The sequence below is a fragment of the Geminocystis sp. CENA526 genome (assembly GCF_050753365.1).
Classification (GTDB): domain Bacteria; phylum Cyanobacteriota; class Cyanobacteriia; order Cyanobacteriales; family Cyanobacteriaceae; genus Geminocystis.
The window spans coordinates 1-17,319 of sequence record NZ_JBLZFY010000049.1; the positions used below are offsets into that span (position 1 = coordinate 1).

The window sequence follows — 17,319 nt, forward strand, 5'->3', positions numbered from 1 at the left end:
GATAAAATTCAAACTATCATTGCTCCAAATAATCAAGTTTTTTTAAGTGTTGCTTCGATTTGGGAATGTGTAATTAAATATCAAATTAACAAGTGGATAACCATATTTACCTCTTCAATTTGTAACACTTGTTGATAAAAACGAGTTTGGGTAATGTCTGCTTCTCTTAGGTTAATCATTTTCTGTATCTCCTCGATCGATAATTTAGGAAATTTATTTGCCAGTATAGCCTCGATTAAATCTAATCTTAAATCAAACTGTGCTTTATAATCGAATTGGCTACCTTCGGGGATTTCTGGTAACAATTCCCAAATCAAACTGGGTTGATTTAAAAAAGATACGGTAAAATAACTTATCGGTTTTCACTGTTAAGGTTTTTTCTGTTATTTTTTCCCTATATTATCAGAGTTAAAAAACAAAATATGGGGATAAATTGTAATGTAATTTCTCTATGAAATTTTGAGAGAAACTTAAAAAATACTTTTACAATCTTTTGTGTATAGTAATTCGATCGATGTTAAAGTAAACAAGCCGATAAATTTTGAACACGATTTTTAGACTTTGGCAAATTTGTGCTACAAGTCTTGTAATTGCTTCATATTTCGTTAACTGTGACTCGATTTATGGCAGAGGGAGTAATGGAATCAATAATTGATAGAAAAGTCACTGATTACTGACTTTTGATACAATGGATCAATTAAAAATACTTTTATTCGGATAGAATTTAAGTAAAATTAAAGTAACATTTTTTCGTCAATATTCTCTTAGATATTTGAACACATCCTCAGAGAATCAAAAAATCATTATCAGTCTATTGCCAATTTTCCATATCGTCGTTTTGAGTTGAAATTTCTTGAAAAAAAGCTATGATTACCAGTGAACAAGCCAGTCAAAACCAAAAACTCTACAAACAGACTTTGATTCGTCTGGGAGAAATGTTGAAAATCCTTAAACAAGGGGATAACAGTCGCAATCGAGAACACATTAAATCCCATTGTAATTTTTTGTCGATCGAAGGGAAAAAACAAAATCTTTTTGGCTGGGTAGAAATTATGGAAACTGCCAAAATAGCTATTCTTAGTAAAGAAAATGATTATGACTCTACCACAAAACTCATTATTAAAGAAATCAAAAAGGCGGGAGAATATCTCCTCAAAAATGAGGTAAATTCTATCTTTGTTGATGACAGTTTACAAGCATTAGCCCCCAATTCTCGATCGAGATTAATGGACTTAGAAACCGTCTATATCGATGCGGCAGAAATAAAAATGGCACAGGAAGAAGCCCAAAGCTATACCCCTAGCCCCACTTTAGAAAAAGATTTGTGGAAAGAAACCCAGATAGATTTCAACCCTCCAGAGGTAAAACAAGACGATGATGAGTTTGATGTTATTCCCGAAGGAGAAGAAGAAGATAGCGATATATTTGCCGATTTAGGATTATCAGATGATGATGGATTGCTAGATGATTGGTTAGATGATGATTCTTTTGCGGACGAAAATCAGATGGTAAGTGCCGTTTTTGTAGGAGAAGAAGATTTTAATACCCACATTCAAGACACCCCTGAAGAAGATGATATTAGTAACTTATTTGACGATGATGAAAATGAACATTTTGAAATTGATGAATGGGAAACTAATCAGGAAATTGATAAGGAAGTTAACTCAGACTCCGATGATTGGTCATTTTTCTCCGACGATAATGAACAGGATAATTCCATCATTTCTACTGTGGATATAGATGAAATGGAAGAGGATTTAGAATCCTTATTTGATGATTTTGACGACAATATAGCTTCTACATCAACTCAAACTCCCATAGATTATAAATCAACTTTTATTCAAAGCGATTTTAATACCGATGATTTAGATAATTTGGTGTCAGATAATGCTAGAAGTACTGTGATCATAGATGATCCAGAATCAGAATTAGAAAGTGTATTGAAAAATCTCGATGATCTGGAAATAGAAGATGATTTTCCTAGCACGGGTAGTGTCAATACTTATCAAATCTTACAACCTTTCAAAAGAACACCTCCACCATTACAGGTTTATGAAGAATTTGACGACTTAAATACTTTTCTTATTGAGAATCCATTATGGATAGAATTAGAAGATCCTTTCTCTGATTTAGATTCTGTCATCTCTAACACCTTTATTAATTATTATGAAGAAGATCGAGATTTAGAACGATTAGTCAATAGTTCTGTCCATCAGGAAGAAGTAAACTGGCAAGAGTTAAGTAATATTATTGAAGATTTACCAACTCAAGAATTTTCTGTACCGAAAACAACTCCTGTTCATCAAGAAACTTTGACAGGATTAAGCGATTTAGATAAATTATTAGCTCAAGCCGATAAAACTAAAGGCAAAGCCCCTCAAAAATGGGGACGTTCTCAACCTCCTGCTAAAGCGGCACCAAAAGCCTTTGAACAAAGTATGAGAGTCCCAGTGAAACAACTGGACAACTTAAATAACCTGATTGGGGAAATGGTAGTTCGCCGTAATCGTCTGGAGGAAGATCAGGAAAAATTACGACAGTTTTTAGACAACCTCCTCTCCCATGTGCAAAATTTAAGTGATGTGGGAGCTAGAATGCAAGATACTTACGAGCGTAGTTTGTTAGAAGGGGCGTTACTGGATGCTCGGAAAAAAAATGAAGCAACGGTGAAAGCTCAATTAGCAAGGGCAGAAAATCGCTATCAAGGGGGATCAGTTCGATCGAGTTCTACTTATATAGGTGGTGGAGACGTTAATGATGATGCAGAAAATAACAAATTCCAACCGCCAGAATTAGACGAATTAGAGTTAGATCGTTTTACGGGGTTTCACCTTTTAGCTCAAGATATTTTAGAGTTAATTGTGCGAGTGAGAGAATCCACTTCCGATATTCAATTCCTTGTGGATGAAACAGATCAATTAGGTAGAAACTTAAGACAGGTAACAACACAATTACAGGAAGAGATTAACAAATCTCGCATGGTGTCTTTTTCCCAAAATGCCGATCGACTTCCCTTGCCTATTCGTAAAATTGCCGAAGGTTATAATAAACAAATTCAATTAAAAGTAGAAGGGCGAGATGTTCTAATCGATAAAATGATTCTTGAACATTTATGGGACCCTCTTTTACAAATTACCAAAAACTGTGTTACTCACGGGATCGAACTCCCCGAAGAAAGAGAATCGATCGGTAAACCTGCTTTAGGAACAATTACCGTCAGAGCCTTTTTACAAGGACCTCAAACCGTTATTTCTGTATCCGATGACGGCGGAGGTATTGATCCTCAAAAAATCAAGAAAAAAGCCATTCAAAATAAACTGATCACCCCCGCCCAAGCTCAAAATCTCAAAGATCAAGAGGTGTATGAATTTTTATTCCATGCAGGTTTTACCACGAAAGAAAAAGCTGATAGCCACGCAGGTAGAGGTGTTGGTTTAGATATTGTACGCACAAAATTAAATGAAATTCGGGGAACTGTCACCGTTGACTCTACCCTTGGTATGGGTACAACTTTTACCATTCGTTTACCTTTAACTCTCAGTATCGGTAAAGCCCTTTGCTGTATGAATGATGGCACTCGTATTGCTTTCCCCATCGATGGGATTGAGGATACGAAAGACTATTCAGCCAATGAAATTAAAGTCAATGCCCAAGGACAAAAATGTATTCTCTGGAAAAATAACCTCTTGCCTTTCCGTCCTTTGAGTACTTTAATGAACTATAATCGCCAAATTACTCGCAGTATTATTTACACTAGCAACGCTCAAGACGAAACCATCCCCATTGTAATTTTACGGGGGGGTAACAACCTGTTAGCGATTCAAGTGGATCAAGTATTAGGACAAGAAGAAATCGTTATTAAACAAATTGCTGGTCCTTTACCTAAACCCAAAGGTATTGCAGGGGCAACGGTACGCAGTGACGGGATTGTTATGCCTATTGGGGATGTAATCGAATTGATTGAAATTGCTCAAGGTAATTTAAGTACTAAGGTTCATGTGGATATGCCCGAAGGTGTCCAGTACGATCGAACCGTAGTCGCCCAACCTGTTAAAACTCAGCCGTTAATCTTGATTGTGGACGACTCCATCACCGTTCGAGAAATGTTATCCATGAGTTTAAGTAAAGCAGGGTATCGTTTTGAACAAGCCAGAGATGGACAAGAAGCATGGCAGAAACTTCGATCGGGTTTACCCTGTGATATAGTATTCTGTGATATTGAAATGCCCAGAATGAATGGTTTAGAGCTATTACAGCACATCCAAGAAGACTCCACCCTCAATCATATTCCCGTAGCGATATTATCCTCAAGAGGTGCAGAAAAACATCAAAGAATCGCCGCCGAATTAGGGGCATCTGCTTATCTAATTAAGCCTTATGTGGACTCTGATTTACTCGACTCCACCAAACGAATGCTAGAAGGAGAAGTGTTATTAGCAGGTAGCACCAAAAAACCAAAAACCAAAGCTGATAAATCCACCCTCCCACCTCAAGAGCAAAATACTGTCACTGGGAAGAAAAAAACGAAGTCAAATCCGATGGTGTTAATCATTGATGATTCTGTGGTTGTAAGAGAAATGTTATCTATGACCTTCAAAAAAGCAGGTTATCAAGTCGAACAAGCTAGAGACGGACAAGACGCATGGGATAAAGTAGTAGGAGGACTTCCCTGCGATTTGTTGCTGTGTGACATCGAAATGCCTCGTATGAATGGTTTAGAATTGTTAGCCAAAATGCAACAAGATGACAACCTCTCCAAATTACCCGTAGCGATGGTGACATCTAGGGGGGCGGAAAAACACCGTAAAATTGCAGCAGATTTGGGTGCAAAAGCCTATTTCACCAAACCTTATTTAGAGGAGGAATTATTAAATGCAGCTAAAAAACTAATTAAAGGAGAAGTTTTGTTATAAGCTAAGATGCACTTAAGTTTTATGATTGAGAGAGGGAGTAACAAGTAATGAGTTTTGATAATTTACTATCATAAATTGATGTTTTTTGAAACATTTAATTATAATTTTCGTCAGTATAACAATTAACAATAAATTTTCTTTTCTATAGCTATTTTTTATTATTCAAAATAATTTATATATTAGTAAAAAAAATTAATTTTTTATTGATTTTCAATTTTTATTAGGAGATAAATCTTATGTTTAAAATTAACAATAAATCAATCATTTTTTTCAGTTTATTGATTACTATTTTTTCTTCTTTAATATCCTCAGTAAAAGCGATCGAATTTCCTGATGCACCCGAAAGGGAAGCACCTCAAAGTACGGCGGCGGGGGGAAGAAGAGGAGGCTGTGTTAGTGGTACAATTCCCATTATGGCTTTAACTCCTAATCAGGATAATGCCATTACAACGGTTTCAGCACAACCAGATTTATTTGTCTATATTCCAACCACAAGGGCTAAACTTCTACAGTTTATACTAAAAGATAATGGTGGAAATACCATCGATAATCAAGAAATTGCTATCCCTCAAAACGATCGAGTTATGAGAATTAATGTGGGAGATAAAGTGAATTTAGAAACAGGGAAAAAATATACTTGGGAAGTATCCTTAATTTGTAACCCTATGGCTATCAATACTAGCACCTATACCAAAGGTTCCATCGAACGAGTCACCTTAGAGGATAACATTAAAAAAGAATTATCAGCTCAACAAGACGCTCTTAAAAAAGCTGAAATTTATGCCAGTAATAAGGTGTGGCAAGAGACAATTTCCCTAGTCGCACAAGTAAAAGAATCTCAACCTCAACAGTGGCAGGAATTATTAACTTCCGTAGGATTAGAAAATCTAGCTGATAAACAATTTGCACAAGAAGAAACCCCCGAATAACAAAACAGGTGCATAGGTGACAGAAAAAAAATCCCAATTTGAGACAAAAAAATCTAAAAATGAAAAAAAATGTAACAAAATGGATTTTATCAGGTAGAATCAAAACGAAAATGTAACATTATATTAAAAATTGGACTAGGAGGATAAAATTATAAATACTACTACACAGGTTTCGATCGAAAATGACACCTTAAACAATACTGCTCAACCAGCCTTAGAAATCATCGGCAGAAATCCCCTCCAAGGGGAAGTGAAAATTAGCGGTGCAAAAAATTCCGCTTTAGCTATTATGGCTGGTACAATCCTTTGTAGCGATGATTGTCGTCTCAATAACGTGCCTTGTCTTGCAGATATTAACACTATGGGACAGGTTTTAGCTTCTTTGGGAGTTAAAATTAAGCAAAATGGCAATACATGGGATTTTAATAGTCTGGATTTGAAGGGTGTAAAAGCACCCTATGAATTAGTCTCTCAATTACGCGCCAGTTTCTTTGTCATTGGACCTATTTTAACCCGTCTAGGATACGCTCAAGTGCCTTTACCCGGGGGGTGTGCTATAGGATCACGTCCAGTCGATCTTCATGTGCGAGGATTACAAGCAATGGGCGCTACGGTGATTATTGAGCATGGGGTTGTCAATGCTTCGGTGAATAATCGCTTAAAGGGAGCAAAAATTTTCCTCGATTATCCTAGTGTCGGTGCGACAGAAACCATTATGATGGCGGCTACCTTAGCCGAAGGTGAAACTATCATCGAAAATGCCGCTAGAGAGCCTGAAATTGTCGATTTAGCTAACTTCTGTAACAGTATGGGTGCTAAAATTACGGGCGCAGGTACGGATTCGATCGTTATTCAAGGGGTCGATCGACTACACACCACTGACTATGATATTATTCCCGATCGTATTGAAGCAGGTACTTTTTTGGTAGCAGGGGCGATTACTCAATCAGAAATTTTATTAACTTCTGTTAATTATGATCATCTTACGCCGATTATTGCCAAATTAGGAGAAATTGGTTGTCAGGTAGTACAAGAAGGAAAAAACACCCTGCGCACTATACCAGGTGAATTAAAAGCCAGTGACATTGAAACCCTCCCCCATCCCGGTTTTCCTACGGATATGCAAGCGCAATTTATGGCATTGTTAACCGTAAGTGAGGGTAATAGTGTTGTTACCGAAACCGTGTTTGAAAATCGTTTACGTCACGTTGCGGAATTAAAACGCATGGGGGCAAATATCAAAGTTAAAGGTAATTCAGCCTTAGTGTGTGGTGTGCCAATGCTTTCGGGGGCGCCTGTTATGGCAACGGATTTGAGAGCTTCTGCCGCCCTTGTTATCGCTGGTTTAGCCGCCGATGGTAAAACTATTGTACAAGGTTTACAGCATCTCGATCGAGGTTACGAAAACTTAGAACAGAAATTCCAAAAATTAGGGGCAAAAATTCAACGAATTTCCTATTAGTTAAGTCTGATTGTCATGGGAGACATATCCTATTCCCTATTCCCTATTCCCTATTCCCTCCTACCACCAAAATACTATAGGGCAACCCCCAATTATTTACATTTCTTTACAAAATCAGTAAGTTTTGATATAAAATGTATCCATTTAAAAGATAAATAAGATCAACTCTATGTATATAGTTCATATTGCTTCAGAGTGCGCACCTGTAATTAAAGCAGGAGGATTAGGAGATGTTGTCTATGGCTTGAGTCGAGAAATCGAAAATCAAGGTCACACTGTAGAAATTATTTTACCTATGTATGATTGTATGCGTTATGATCATATTTGGGGTTTACATGATGCCTACAAAGATTTATATGTGCCTTGGTATGGTGGTAGTGTCCACTGTTCAGTTTTTTGTGGTTGGGTACATGGGCGACTGTGTTTCTTTATTCAACCCCACTCAGGAGACAATTTCTTCAATCGAGGTTGTTATTACGGGCAGGAAGACGACAATATGAGGTTTGCTTTTTTCTCGAAAGCGGCTTTAGAATTTCTGTTTGTGAGTAATAAGCGCCCTGATATTATCCATTGCCATGATTGGCAAACGGGATTAATTCCCGTGATGTTATATGAAATGTATAAATGGCACGGTATGGCAAATCAACGAGTTTGTTATACTATTCACAATTTTAAACATCAAGGAATTTGTGGTTCTGAAGTTTTAAGAGCTACGGGGTTAAATAATGATCCCTATTATTTCACTTACGATCGACTCCGAGACAATTTCAATCCTTTTGCGTTAAACATGATGAAAGGGGGTATAGTTTATTCTAACCACATCAACACGGTTTCGCCCCACCATGCTTGGGAAGCACGATATAGTGGGGTTAGTTATGGTTTAGGACATACCTTAGAACTGCATCATTATAAATTCGGTGGTATTCTTAACGGTATTGATCATAATATTTGGAATCCCGAAGTCGATACTTTCATCCCTTATCAGTACAATATCGACAACCTTGAAGACAAGGCAAAAAATAAACAAGCCTTAAGGGAGAGATTATTATTAAAAGACGATAAAAAACCCATCGTTGCTTATATTGGAAGGCTCGATCGACAAAAAGGAGTAGAATTAGTACACCATTCCATTTATTATTCTTTGCACCGTAAGGCTCAATTTGTGTTATTAGGTTCAGCTACAGAAGCACCTATTAATAACTGGTTTTGGCACGAAAAACGTCATTTGAATAATAATCCCGACTGTCACCTCGAATTAGGCTTTAATGAAGAATTAGCCCATTTAATTTACGCAGGGGCGGATATTATCGTTGTACCTAGTGATTACGAACCCTGTGGTTTAACCCAAATGATCGGCTTAAAATATGGTACAGTACCTGTAGTGCGTGGTGTAGGCGGTTTAATTGATACCGTTTTCGATAAAGATAACGACTTAAATCATCCCGAAGAAGAAAGAAATGGATTTGTTTTTTATCAAACAGATCACCATGCCTTAGAATCAGCTTTAGAAAGGGCGATCGGACTGTGGCATTATTTCCCTAAAGACTTTGAGAAATTGCAAAAACAGGGCATGAGTTATGATTATTCTTGGAAAAATCCTGCTCAAAAATACATTGACCTTTATGACTTTTTACGCCATAAATAGGGTCTGCTGAAAAGTGTTTAAGGAATTAGGGTGTTAGGCTTCCCTAACTCCTTCCTATGTTTCAAAGAATATTAAACATTAGACGCAAAAAAGGCGATGGCAATAACACCAGCAACCAAAATAAAACCGAGAACTCCTAAAATAACATAGTTTTTTTGTTCTTTTTTGGTGGGCGGTTCGGCTTGATAAACTTTTGGTTCATTGGCAAAATTATTAACTCTGCCACCATCTTCGGTTGTATAAGGCATATTCTAATCCTCTTATAATTAATAAAAATTTTGGATATTTAATTACCCATGTCAGATTTTACACTATTTTACTGAAATTTAGTAAATAGAGCTAAAAAGTATTTGTTCCTATATCCGCCTCGATCGAACCCTTAACCATATCAACATTATCTCATAAGCTCGATCGAACTTATTGCTATACTATTTTCAAATAATTCTGATTCAGCTAAATCGAGGTTATCATCCCAATAAATACCGTAACCATTTTCATCAACTTTTACTTGCTTAAAAAAATTGTAATCAGTTAATTTGTCAAAAGGATATAAATTAATTAACTTTGACACATTGTATAATTTTTGTTCTCCATTTTCAAATAAAATTTCTAATGCTAGGGGAGAAATAGCTTTAACTTTAATTACTTTTGGATATTTTTTCATGGTATATTAATTTATTCTAATGGCGGCAATTTTTTAAAATCTTGACTATTCCATATTTCTATTAAATCTCTTTGATACATTTTTGCCCATTCCAACACCAAAGCCTGAGCTTTTTTCGGCAAATCTCCTTCAATAATTTCTAAAGTATTAATATTAATTAAAGCGTTATATAGCGGTTTTTAAAATTATGAGGTACATTTTTTTATTACCTCTTGTCTCTTGCCTCTTGCCTTTCAACGACAATTTTTGTACCTCACCAAAACGAGAATTGCTATATTCACCATAAATAGCATGAAAATAAGGTGGATTATGATCCAAAAAGAACATTTTGATAATTATTCCATAAAATCTTGAAATAACTGGCATTTTCTTTTATGTTGTTGACTAATTAATTGATTCATTGATTATACCTTATCAAGCTCGATCACAATAGTTTCAATTATAGCCTTATCATTAGGGAAAGTATTTATAAATATCTTTGCGATGAAGAAATCTAGTGAAAATAATAATATCTTCTTGTATCTCTAAACCTATTCTATAATCTCTGATTTTGATACGATAGAAGTTATTATATCCCGTTAATTTTTTAACATTTTTAACTTGATTAAATAATTTTGCTTTTTTACATTCTAATATTACTGATTTTATTTGCTCAGATAGTTTTTTATCTTTTATTTTTTGTAAATCTTTAGCGAAAGTTGATTCAAATTTGACTTTCATATCTAATTATTTTCTAATAATAAAAATATATCTTCTTCAGCAACAAAATCATTTTTCCTACCTTCTTGAATAGCATTTTTTAAACCAATTTCTTCTATAACCTCTACAAAAAGCTCCTGAAAATGATCCTTTTTGGTTTCCATCAGTTCGATCAAAACTTCTTTGAATAATTCTTTGATTTTTTCTTCTGATAAATCGATCTTTTTATTAATCATAATTGACAATTATTGTTTTTAATATATATTAAGTTCATTTTATTATACCTTATTTGATCGAACTCCCACCAAAGACGATCGAAATATTCATAGACTGAGAATTAAGAACATAATTTTAACAATTCATTATTAAGAAAAACTTGATAATTTATTTCTTGTTTTTCTGCTTCATTTTTTGCCCAAGCAATAATTTTGGGATTTATTTTTAAAGATATTAATTCATAATCATCATCCTTCGATCGTGCTATATATTCATCGCCAAATTGTTTCTGAATGGCTATTTTTGCACGATTAACTTCTTCTGGTGTAATTTTTCGAGCTTTAGCAAAAGGAAACTCAGTATTTAATTAAAGATATACTTTTAATCTGCATTAATTTAGTAGCAAAAGATAAAACGGCTAAAATATCTTCTAATTCTAAATCTTCGTAGTCTAGCAAAATTTCTTCTGTTGTCATCCCCGCACTTAATAATTCTAAAATCATTTCCACAGGATAACGTAAGCCTCTGAGACAAGGTTTACCATGACAAATATGAGGATCGATCGTGATACGTTCTATGGATTCCATTCTCTACCTATTAGTAAACTCTAACATCATTTCATTATATCTTATGAGATACGATCGCACCTTCCCCAAAACACAATCGCATCCCCTCAAACAAATCACCACTACCTCAAAAAAACGATCGCACCTTTAGCTATATTTTATTTTAGTTGAATAACTAATTCTTTCCCTAAAATTTGGGCATATTTTTCTAAAATAGACATACTAATATCTTGTAAATCATTTTCTATCTGATTAATTATTAACTCACTTAAATTTAATTTTTGTGCTAATTCCTGTTGTGAAATTCCTGATTCTTCCCTAGTTTTTGCTAACATATAACCTAGTTTAAATTTTGTGTATCCAGAATCAAATCCTTCTGCAAATTCTGGATCTGTTATCATTCTTTTATTAATATATTTATCTAAATCATTCATTAATTTTACTCCTTTTTAGATAATCTTTTTTTCTGTTTTCTGCTAGTTTAATTTCTTGAGATGGTGTTTTTTGCGTTTTCTTGATAAAACCATTAGTAAGAATAATTAAATTATTGTCTTGAAAAAATCCTAATAAACGAAAAATATTATTATCTAATTGTATTCTAATTTCCCAAATATCATCAGTATTTACTAACTTTTTAAAATACTTAATGGGTATCGATTCTAATTCTGTAACCAATTTTAACACCCAAATAACTTTTTGGGCTTGTTTTGCCGAAAGAGAGTCTAAAAAATCTTCCACAGGACAATTCCCCGAAGATGTACGATAGAAAATTATTTCTCTCATAGTTGATAGAAAAAGTATTAAACTAAATTAATTTTATCGCAAAAAGTTCGATCGAACTCCCCCCACCAGACGATCGAACCCGTAACCAGTCAACATTACTCTATAAGCACGATCGCAATTTAATGATACAATGTCAAAAAAGAATTTTGAAAGAGGTTGAAAATTAATTGCCAACACCTAAACAAAAAGATACAGCGATTTTTATTTGTCAATTATTATCAAATCTTTATCAACCAATTAATTTATTTCGTTATGATAAAAGATTAAAGATCATTTATATTCTCGCTGGTGTAAATGATGGTATCGAAATTACTATTAACCAAGATGGCATATGGATTTTTGAATCATGAAACAAGAATTATTAACAATGAGTAATCAGGAATTACGTCAATATTTGTCCGCTCATCGTCAAGATGAAACTGCTTTTAGTGAAGCCTTAGAAGTATTAATGAGTCGTAAAAAAGATGCTGTCAAATATCCTGCTATTTCCGAGAATAATTATCAAGAATTACAAGACATTTTTAAAAGTAAATTAAATAGTAATTAATAGGGCGCTCGCACCTCTCCCCCTAAACGATCGAACCTCCTTAACAAAATTAACATTACATCATAGTTACGATCACATTTTTAAAATTTGACACAATTAAGGAATTACTTTAACTGTACCAAACTGGGTAAAATGACGATCGAACGCAAAGGCTTTTTGTATTTCTAATTTTTCCATTACGACTTTACTGCTACAGTCGGTAAAACTCCATTCTTTATCAGCAAAACGAGAGAAAATATCCCATGTCGATCGCACATCGTCTTCCGTTAAATAATAAATTTGAGCTAATTTTCCTGAGAAAAAAGCCTCTCCCAAAACGATCGATCTTTTCAACTCTCCTCTTGCCCTTAATAGCGTCAAAGTTTCATCAATTACATAATCAGTGGTTAATAAGGATTCTTGATTATTTTTTAACCATGTAATAGCTTTTTGATGTTGTTTGTCGGATGGTACTACACTAGCAAACCATGCCCTTTGTATCGACAAAAATCATGTTATTCAAGAGTATAAAATAGAATCATGATCAACCCCTGAAAAATTATCAGTTTTCCCTTCTAAGGGGAGTTGGGCAATTTCCTGTAATATGTTCACAGGATCATTTTTTTCTAATTCGATGTCGAGGGGGATAATTATTACTTTTACCGTTGTGCCGTCTTTGATATTGACATCTTCTGATAATTTCAGTATCCCTTTTTCGTAAATAGCTTGTACTGTCATATCTCGACTAATAACTGTTATTTTCCTTAATTATATAAGACTTTTCTAAGAAGTTCTAAAAATATTTAATTGTACGATCGAACCTCTCTCCACTAGACGATCGAACTCTACAGGAAATTATCATAAAATGTAGGTTGGGTTGAGGTACGAAACCCAACAAATTCTGTAATTCATATCAAGACAAATTTTATGGAATATCGTAGAACACAAATTCAAGGAGGCACTTATTTTTTTACAGTAGTGACTTATAATCGACATCCCATTTTATGTTATCCAGACAATATTCAATTATTACGAGAGGCATTTGCTTATGCCATGAAAAGGTATCCTTTTATTATTGATGCCATTGTAATTTTACCTGATCATCTGCATTGTATTTGGACATTACCAGAAGGAGACGGAGATTTTTCTACCCGTTGGCGGTTAATCAAAAGTTATTTTAGTCGTAAATGTGAGAGGAAATATCAAGGGCAAATTTCAAAATCTCGACAGAAAAAACAAGAAAAAGCAATATGGCAAAGAAGATTTTGGGAACATTTTATCCGAGATGAGCAAGATTTTATTAATCATGTGGATTACATCCATTATAATCCTGTTCATCATGGATTAGTAAAAGCAGTAAAAGATTGGCAATATTCTAGTTTCGATCGATATGTAAAACAAGAAATGTACGATCGAGATTGGGGTATTTCGGAAAATATAACCTTTGATGACAATATTGGCAAAGAGTAAGTTGATAAACCTAGATGTAACTTAACAAGTCAAAAAGAAAATAATCAATGAAAATGTTGGGTTTCGTACCTCAACCCAACCTACCATTCAATATACCTGTAGGTTGGGTTAAACGAAGTGCAACCCAACAATTAATTTTATTTCCAAAAAGACGATCGAACCCCTTAACCATATCAACATTACCTTATAAGCATGATCGAACTATCCTCCAAAAGACGATCGAACCCTTAACCAAATAAACATTACATTACATTATAAGCACGATCGAACTCCCCACTCAACGATCGAACCCTTAACCATATCAACATTACTTTATAGGTACGATCGAACTCTCCCTCAACGATCGAACCTTCTTAACCATATCAATATTACTTTATAGGTACGATCGAGATTAGAATATTTCACAAAATATAATATTTGATGATAAGATTAATAAAAATAGTATAATAATGTTAGGTTTCGTGTTTTAATACAATTTAATGGTGCTAGTGTTAATATTTAATTATAGGCAATGTCCAATAAAGTATAATTAACATTACAACTAGAACTTTAGGATAAAATATAAACGTAAGAAAAAGACTGTCTTAATCAGATATAGAGTTAATTCTATTAAATTAATAAAGATAAAAATATGACTAAACATAAACTTTTAAAATATACAATTTTAGTTAGTTTTCAATTTCTAATTATTGGCTGTAATTCTATTACTCCAGTAACTTTTACACCTGAAGAAGTAAAGGAAAAATGTGATAGGTGGAAAAATGTTTTAGAGTCAAGAGAAAAAAGATATGATAGTCAGTATAAAAGATCATTAGAAACAACAGGATCAACCATTAACAAGAATAATTTAGGAACAGCTGTTACAGAAGCTCAAAAAATGGCTGATATATCAGGAGAAATAACAAGTGCGAAGAGTTCACTTACCTTTTGGTGTAATGAAATAAAAGCTGGTCAAGAATATTATCTTTATGATGACAAGATTTACTTAAATAGAAAAGATGCTGAACAAGCCAAAGAAGGATAAGAAAACATTAGGATTAACTAACTTATACAATCAATTAATCCTAATACAGTAACAATTTATTTAGTAGATTGCCAATAATAAAATCCAAAACCAACCCAAATTAATCTACCTCATTTCACTAATCGCACCCTTTGCCATATTAGCGATCGCCTGATCTGTAGCCTTGGGTAACTGATAGTAAGTACCTCCAGCCTGTTTTGCCAACTCCTTACCGAAGCCCGTAGAAACAAACTTCTTCTCGGTGTCGATAACTAACAATTTCATGCCCATAGCACGGATTTTCGTGGCAATATCCAACAATTCCGCCTTAATATCAGGTTTTTCCCCTTCCTCAAGGGTTTCACCCAACGATCGAGCTAAAGGAATATTACCCCTTCCGTCTGTAATTGCCACAATGACAACCTGTCCAATATCTCCCGACATCTGGGCATTTACCCCCACATGAACCGCCTGAGTTAAGGCATGGGATAACGGCGAACCACCACCGCAGGGCAGGGTTTCCAAACGGGTACGGGCTAAAGTAATGGAACGAGTCGGAGGTAATAATACATCAGCTTGTTCACCTCGGAAGGGAATTAACGCCACCTGATCTCGATTTTCGTAGGCTTCCGTTAATAACCGCATTACCGCCCCCTTTGCCGACTGCATTCGATTAAGTGCCATCGATCCCGAAGCATCCACCACAAAGACGATTAAAGCCCCTGCTTTCCTAGCCAGACGTTTTGACCTCAAATCTCCCTGTTCCACGATAACACGGCGATTAGGATTGCGTTCCCTGCGACTTTTTTGGTAGGGTGCAGCCGCCCTCAAAGTGGCATCAACGGCGATACGTCTTACTTTCCCCCTTGGTAACATGGGCTTAATATAGCGTCCTCGATCGTCACTGAAAATCATATTACGAGCGCCCGATTTACCCTGTCTTTGCATTTGTTGAGCAAAATATAGCACACTGGGGTCTAAAATCACTCCTTCAATATCGAAAACAAACTCCTCTGGAATTTGGGGAGTATTATCTTGTTCTTGATTTTCATTATCTTTATTATCTTCGTTTTCCTCCTCTTTTTCTTCTTCCCCTTCTTCCTCTCCTTGATCTTGGGGTTGTGGTGGTGGGGGAGGAGGAGGAGGTTGCATTTGATCATCAGGAGGTGTTTGCATGATAGTCGATCGAGGCACAATCACTAATTCCACGGCTTTGCGTAGATCATCAGCACTAACGTTATTTCGTCCTTCCAATGCCGCTGCCGCCATAGCGACTCTGACGGCAAAAATCTCGGCTCGATGTCCTTCTACTCCACCTCTCAGGGCTTCTTCTACTAAGTATTTGATTTGTTCGGGAGTGATTTTTACTTCTTTGAGCCACTCCCTTGCAAGGATAATCTCAGTTTTCAGAGCGTCCATATCTTCGTCATACTGTTCAAGGAATTTCACGGGGGATGACGCATAATCGATAACTTGATCCACCGCTTGGACTCTTTCATCGAGGGCTAACACACCATCAGCACTCAGGGCGATGGCAATTCGATCGAGCAAATGTTCTCTTAATACACCTTCTTCGGGGTTGTAGGTAGCAATGAGTAAAGGTTTGCATGGATGCGCAAAACTGATGCCTTCCCGTTCAATCTGATTTTTGCCCTCAGTCAAAACCGTTAAAAGTTGATTAGCGATTTGATCATCTAACAAGTTGATTTCATCGATATATAAAACCCCTCGGTGTGCCTGTGCTAACAATCCGGGTTGAAATACTGGTTCTCCTCTTTGCACAGATTGCTCCACATCCACCGAACCTAAAAGCCTGTCTTCGGTAACGCCTAAAGGTATTTGCACAAAAGGGGCTTTGATTACTTCTGTGGGGATTTGAGCAGGATCGGTATCAGCGTATTGTTGCCATGTGTCGGTATCCCAATCTTCGGAATTTTGGGGATCGCAATTAAAGCGATTATCTTTGATGATTTCGATCGGCGGTAATAGAGCATGGATTCCCCTAGCCATAACTGATTTAGCTGTACCCCGTTTTCCTGCGATCGCCACTCCCCCCAATCGAGGATCAACGGCGGCGAGTAGTAAAGCGGTTTTAATGGCTTGTTGCCCGATGACGGCGGTTAAAGGAAAGTTAATATTTTTAGTGGTTAATGTGGACATTAATATAGGAATTATGATAAATTCGATGTAAAGCTATATTTTACCGTACATTGCTTATGCAATAATGATGTCAAGAGAAATTTAAAGTAAATCAGCTTGAATCAAGCAAAATCAAACGATCGTTATTTTGTAACTAAATCCTCATGAGTTATATGTTTAATAACAGATATATCATTAATACTTTCTACTTGTTTAATAGCACTATTTAAAACTGTGAAAAATTGATCACCATCTCGATCGAACTCTAAATAAGTAATACCATTAGAAAATGATAAAGTCGCAT

At 35.3% G+C, this 17,319-nt stretch carries 21 protein-coding genes and 1 pseudogene; 9 read left to right on the top strand and 13 right to left on the bottom strand.

The window, feature by feature from the left end; genetic code table 11:
• Positions 1-116 precede the first annotated feature (116 nt).
• Positions 117-260: pseudogene (locus tag ACN4EE_RS13460) on the bottom strand (DUF2887 domain-containing protein); the annotation flags it as partial.
• 606 nt (positions 261-866) lie between these two features.
• Here ACN4EE_RS13460 and ACN4EE_RS13465 point away from each other — a divergent pair.
• The 4 genes from ACN4EE_RS13465 (at position 867) to glgA (ending at position 8,949) form a co-directional block, all read left to right on the top strand.
• A complete protein-coding gene (locus tag ACN4EE_RS13465; RefSeq protein ID WP_431706971.1) occupies positions 867-4,913 on the top strand; it encodes a hybrid sensor histidine kinase/response regulator in 4,047 nt (1,348 codons plus the stop codon).
• 236 nt (positions 4,914-5,149) lie between these two features.
• Positions 5,150-5,842 carry a DUF928 domain-containing protein gene (locus ACN4EE_RS13470; RefSeq protein WP_431706972.1) on the top strand — a complete coding sequence of 231 codons (693 nt, stop codon included), beginning with the start codon at positions 5,150-5,152 and terminating at the stop codon, positions 5,840-5,842.
• Positions 5,843-6,017: 175 nt separating this feature from the next.
• Entirely contained in the window at positions 6,018-7,304 is a 1,287-nt protein-coding gene (murA, locus tag ACN4EE_RS13475) for a UDP-N-acetylglucosamine 1-carboxyvinyltransferase (RefSeq protein ID WP_431707004.1), read from the top strand.
• Positions 7,305-7,473: 169 nt separating this feature from the next.
• Entirely contained in the window at positions 7,474-8,949 is a 1,476-nt protein-coding gene (gene glgA, locus ACN4EE_RS13480) for a glycogen synthase GlgA (RefSeq protein WP_431706973.1), read from the top strand.
• Positions 8,950-9,020: 71 nt separating this feature from the next.
• On the opposite strand, the gene psb34 is transcribed toward glgA, so the two are convergent.
• The 9 genes from psb34 to ACN4EE_RS13525 all read right to left on the bottom strand — a co-directional run bounded on the left by psb34 (position 9,021) and on the right by ACN4EE_RS13525 (position 11,877).
• On the bottom strand, positions 9,021-9,197 hold the full coding sequence (gene psb34, locus ACN4EE_RS13485; RefSeq protein WP_431706974.1) for a photosystem II assembly protein Psb34: 177 nt from the start codon (positions 9,195-9,197) through the stop codon (positions 9,021-9,023).
• Positions 9,198-9,343: 146 nt separating this feature from the next.
• On the bottom strand, positions 9,344-9,613 hold the full coding sequence (locus tag ACN4EE_RS13490; protein WP_431706975.1) for a DUF2442 domain-containing protein: 270 nt from the start codon (positions 9,611-9,613) through the stop codon (positions 9,344-9,346).
• 11 nt (positions 9,614-9,624) lie between these two features.
• Positions 9,625-9,771, bottom strand: a complete 147-nt coding sequence (locus ACN4EE_RS13495) for a DUF4160 domain-containing protein (RefSeq protein ID WP_431707005.1) — start codon at positions 9,769-9,771, stop codon at positions 9,625-9,627.
• 7 nt (positions 9,772-9,778) lie between these two features.
• Positions 9,779-9,979, bottom strand: coding sequence for a DUF4160 domain-containing protein (locus ACN4EE_RS13500; RefSeq protein WP_431706976.1), 201 nt, complete (start codon positions 9,977-9,979; stop codon positions 9,779-9,781).
• An 87-nt stretch (positions 9,980-10,066) separates the two neighbouring features.
• Positions 10,067-10,333: a type II toxin-antitoxin system RelE family toxin gene (locus ACN4EE_RS13505; RefSeq protein ID WP_431706977.1), complete on the bottom strand. Its 267-nt coding sequence runs from the start codon at positions 10,331-10,333 to the stop codon at positions 10,067-10,069.
• A gap of 2 nt (positions 10,334-10,335) precedes the next feature.
• The gene (locus ACN4EE_RS13510; RefSeq protein WP_431706978.1) at positions 10,336-10,548 is read right to left on the bottom strand and encodes a hypothetical protein; all 213 of its coding nucleotides are present in this window, start codon (positions 10,546-10,548) and stop codon (positions 10,336-10,338) included.
• 336 nt (positions 10,549-10,884) lie between these two features.
• Positions 10,885-11,115, bottom strand: coding sequence for a DUF433 domain-containing protein (locus ACN4EE_RS13515; protein ID WP_431706979.1), 231 nt, complete (start codon positions 11,113-11,115; stop codon positions 10,885-10,887).
• A 137-nt stretch (positions 11,116-11,252) separates the two neighbouring features.
• On the bottom strand, positions 11,253-11,528 hold the full coding sequence (locus tag ACN4EE_RS13520) for a helix-turn-helix domain-containing protein (protein WP_431706980.1): 276 nt from the start codon (positions 11,526-11,528) through the stop codon (positions 11,253-11,255).
• A complete protein-coding gene (locus tag ACN4EE_RS13525; RefSeq protein ID WP_431706981.1) occupies positions 11,521-11,877 on the bottom strand; it encodes a type II toxin-antitoxin system RelE/ParE family toxin in 357 nt (118 codons plus the stop codon). The genes ACN4EE_RS13520 and ACN4EE_RS13525 overlap by 8 nt, the downstream gene beginning before the upstream one ends.
• A gap of 167 nt (positions 11,878-12,044) precedes the next feature.
• Between ACN4EE_RS13525 and ACN4EE_RS13530 the strand changes: the two genes are divergently transcribed.
• Together ACN4EE_RS13530 and ACN4EE_RS13535 are read left to right on the top strand one after the other, a co-directional pair.
• A complete protein-coding gene (locus ACN4EE_RS13530; protein ID WP_431706982.1) occupies positions 12,045-12,227 on the top strand; it encodes a DUF6888 family protein in 183 nt (60 codons plus the stop codon).
• On the top strand, positions 12,224-12,424 hold the full coding sequence (locus ACN4EE_RS13535) for a DUF6887 family protein (protein ID WP_431706983.1): 201 nt from the start codon (positions 12,224-12,226) through the stop codon (positions 12,422-12,424). Before ACN4EE_RS13530 ends, ACN4EE_RS13535 begins: the two co-directional genes overlap by 4 nt.
• 96 nt (positions 12,425-12,520) lie before the next feature.
• On the opposite strand, the gene ACN4EE_RS13540 is transcribed toward ACN4EE_RS13535, so the two are convergent.
• Positions 12,521-12,910 (bottom strand): type II toxin-antitoxin system VapC family toxin, encoded by a 390-nt coding sequence (locus ACN4EE_RS13540; RefSeq protein ID WP_431706984.1) that lies wholly within the window; start codon positions 12,908-12,910, stop codon positions 12,521-12,523.
• A 12-nt stretch (positions 12,911-12,922) separates the two neighbouring features.
• Entirely contained in the window at positions 12,923-13,141 is a 219-nt protein-coding gene (locus tag ACN4EE_RS13545) for an antitoxin family protein (protein ID WP_431706986.1), read from the bottom strand.
• A 189-nt stretch (positions 13,142-13,330) separates the two neighbouring features.
• Between ACN4EE_RS13545 and ACN4EE_RS13550 the strand changes: the two genes are divergently transcribed.
• From ACN4EE_RS13550 to ACN4EE_RS13560, 3 genes are all read left to right on the top strand, one after another.
• The gene (locus ACN4EE_RS13550) at positions 13,331-13,873 is read left to right on the top strand and encodes an REP-associated tyrosine transposase (RefSeq protein WP_431706987.1); all 543 of its coding nucleotides are present in this window, start codon (positions 13,331-13,333) and stop codon (positions 13,871-13,873) included.
• 53 nt (positions 13,874-13,926) lie between these two features.
• Positions 13,927-14,112 carry a hypothetical protein gene (locus ACN4EE_RS13555; RefSeq protein WP_431706988.1) on the top strand — a complete coding sequence of 62 codons (186 nt, stop codon included), beginning with the start codon at positions 13,927-13,929 and terminating at the stop codon, positions 14,110-14,112.
• A gap of 392 nt (positions 14,113-14,504) precedes the next feature.
• Entirely contained in the window at positions 14,505-14,897 is a 393-nt protein-coding gene (locus tag ACN4EE_RS13560) for a hypothetical protein (protein ID WP_431706989.1), read from the top strand.
• A gap of 105 nt (positions 14,898-15,002) precedes the next feature.
• Here ACN4EE_RS13560 and bchD read toward each other — a convergent pair whose 3' ends face one another.
• Positions 15,003-17,036 carry a magnesium chelatase ATPase subunit D gene (gene bchD / locus ACN4EE_RS13565; RefSeq protein WP_431706990.1) on the bottom strand — a complete coding sequence of 678 codons (2,034 nt, stop codon included), beginning with the start codon at positions 17,034-17,036 and terminating at the stop codon, positions 15,003-15,005.
• Between the last annotated feature and the right edge of the window lie 283 nt (positions 17,037-17,319).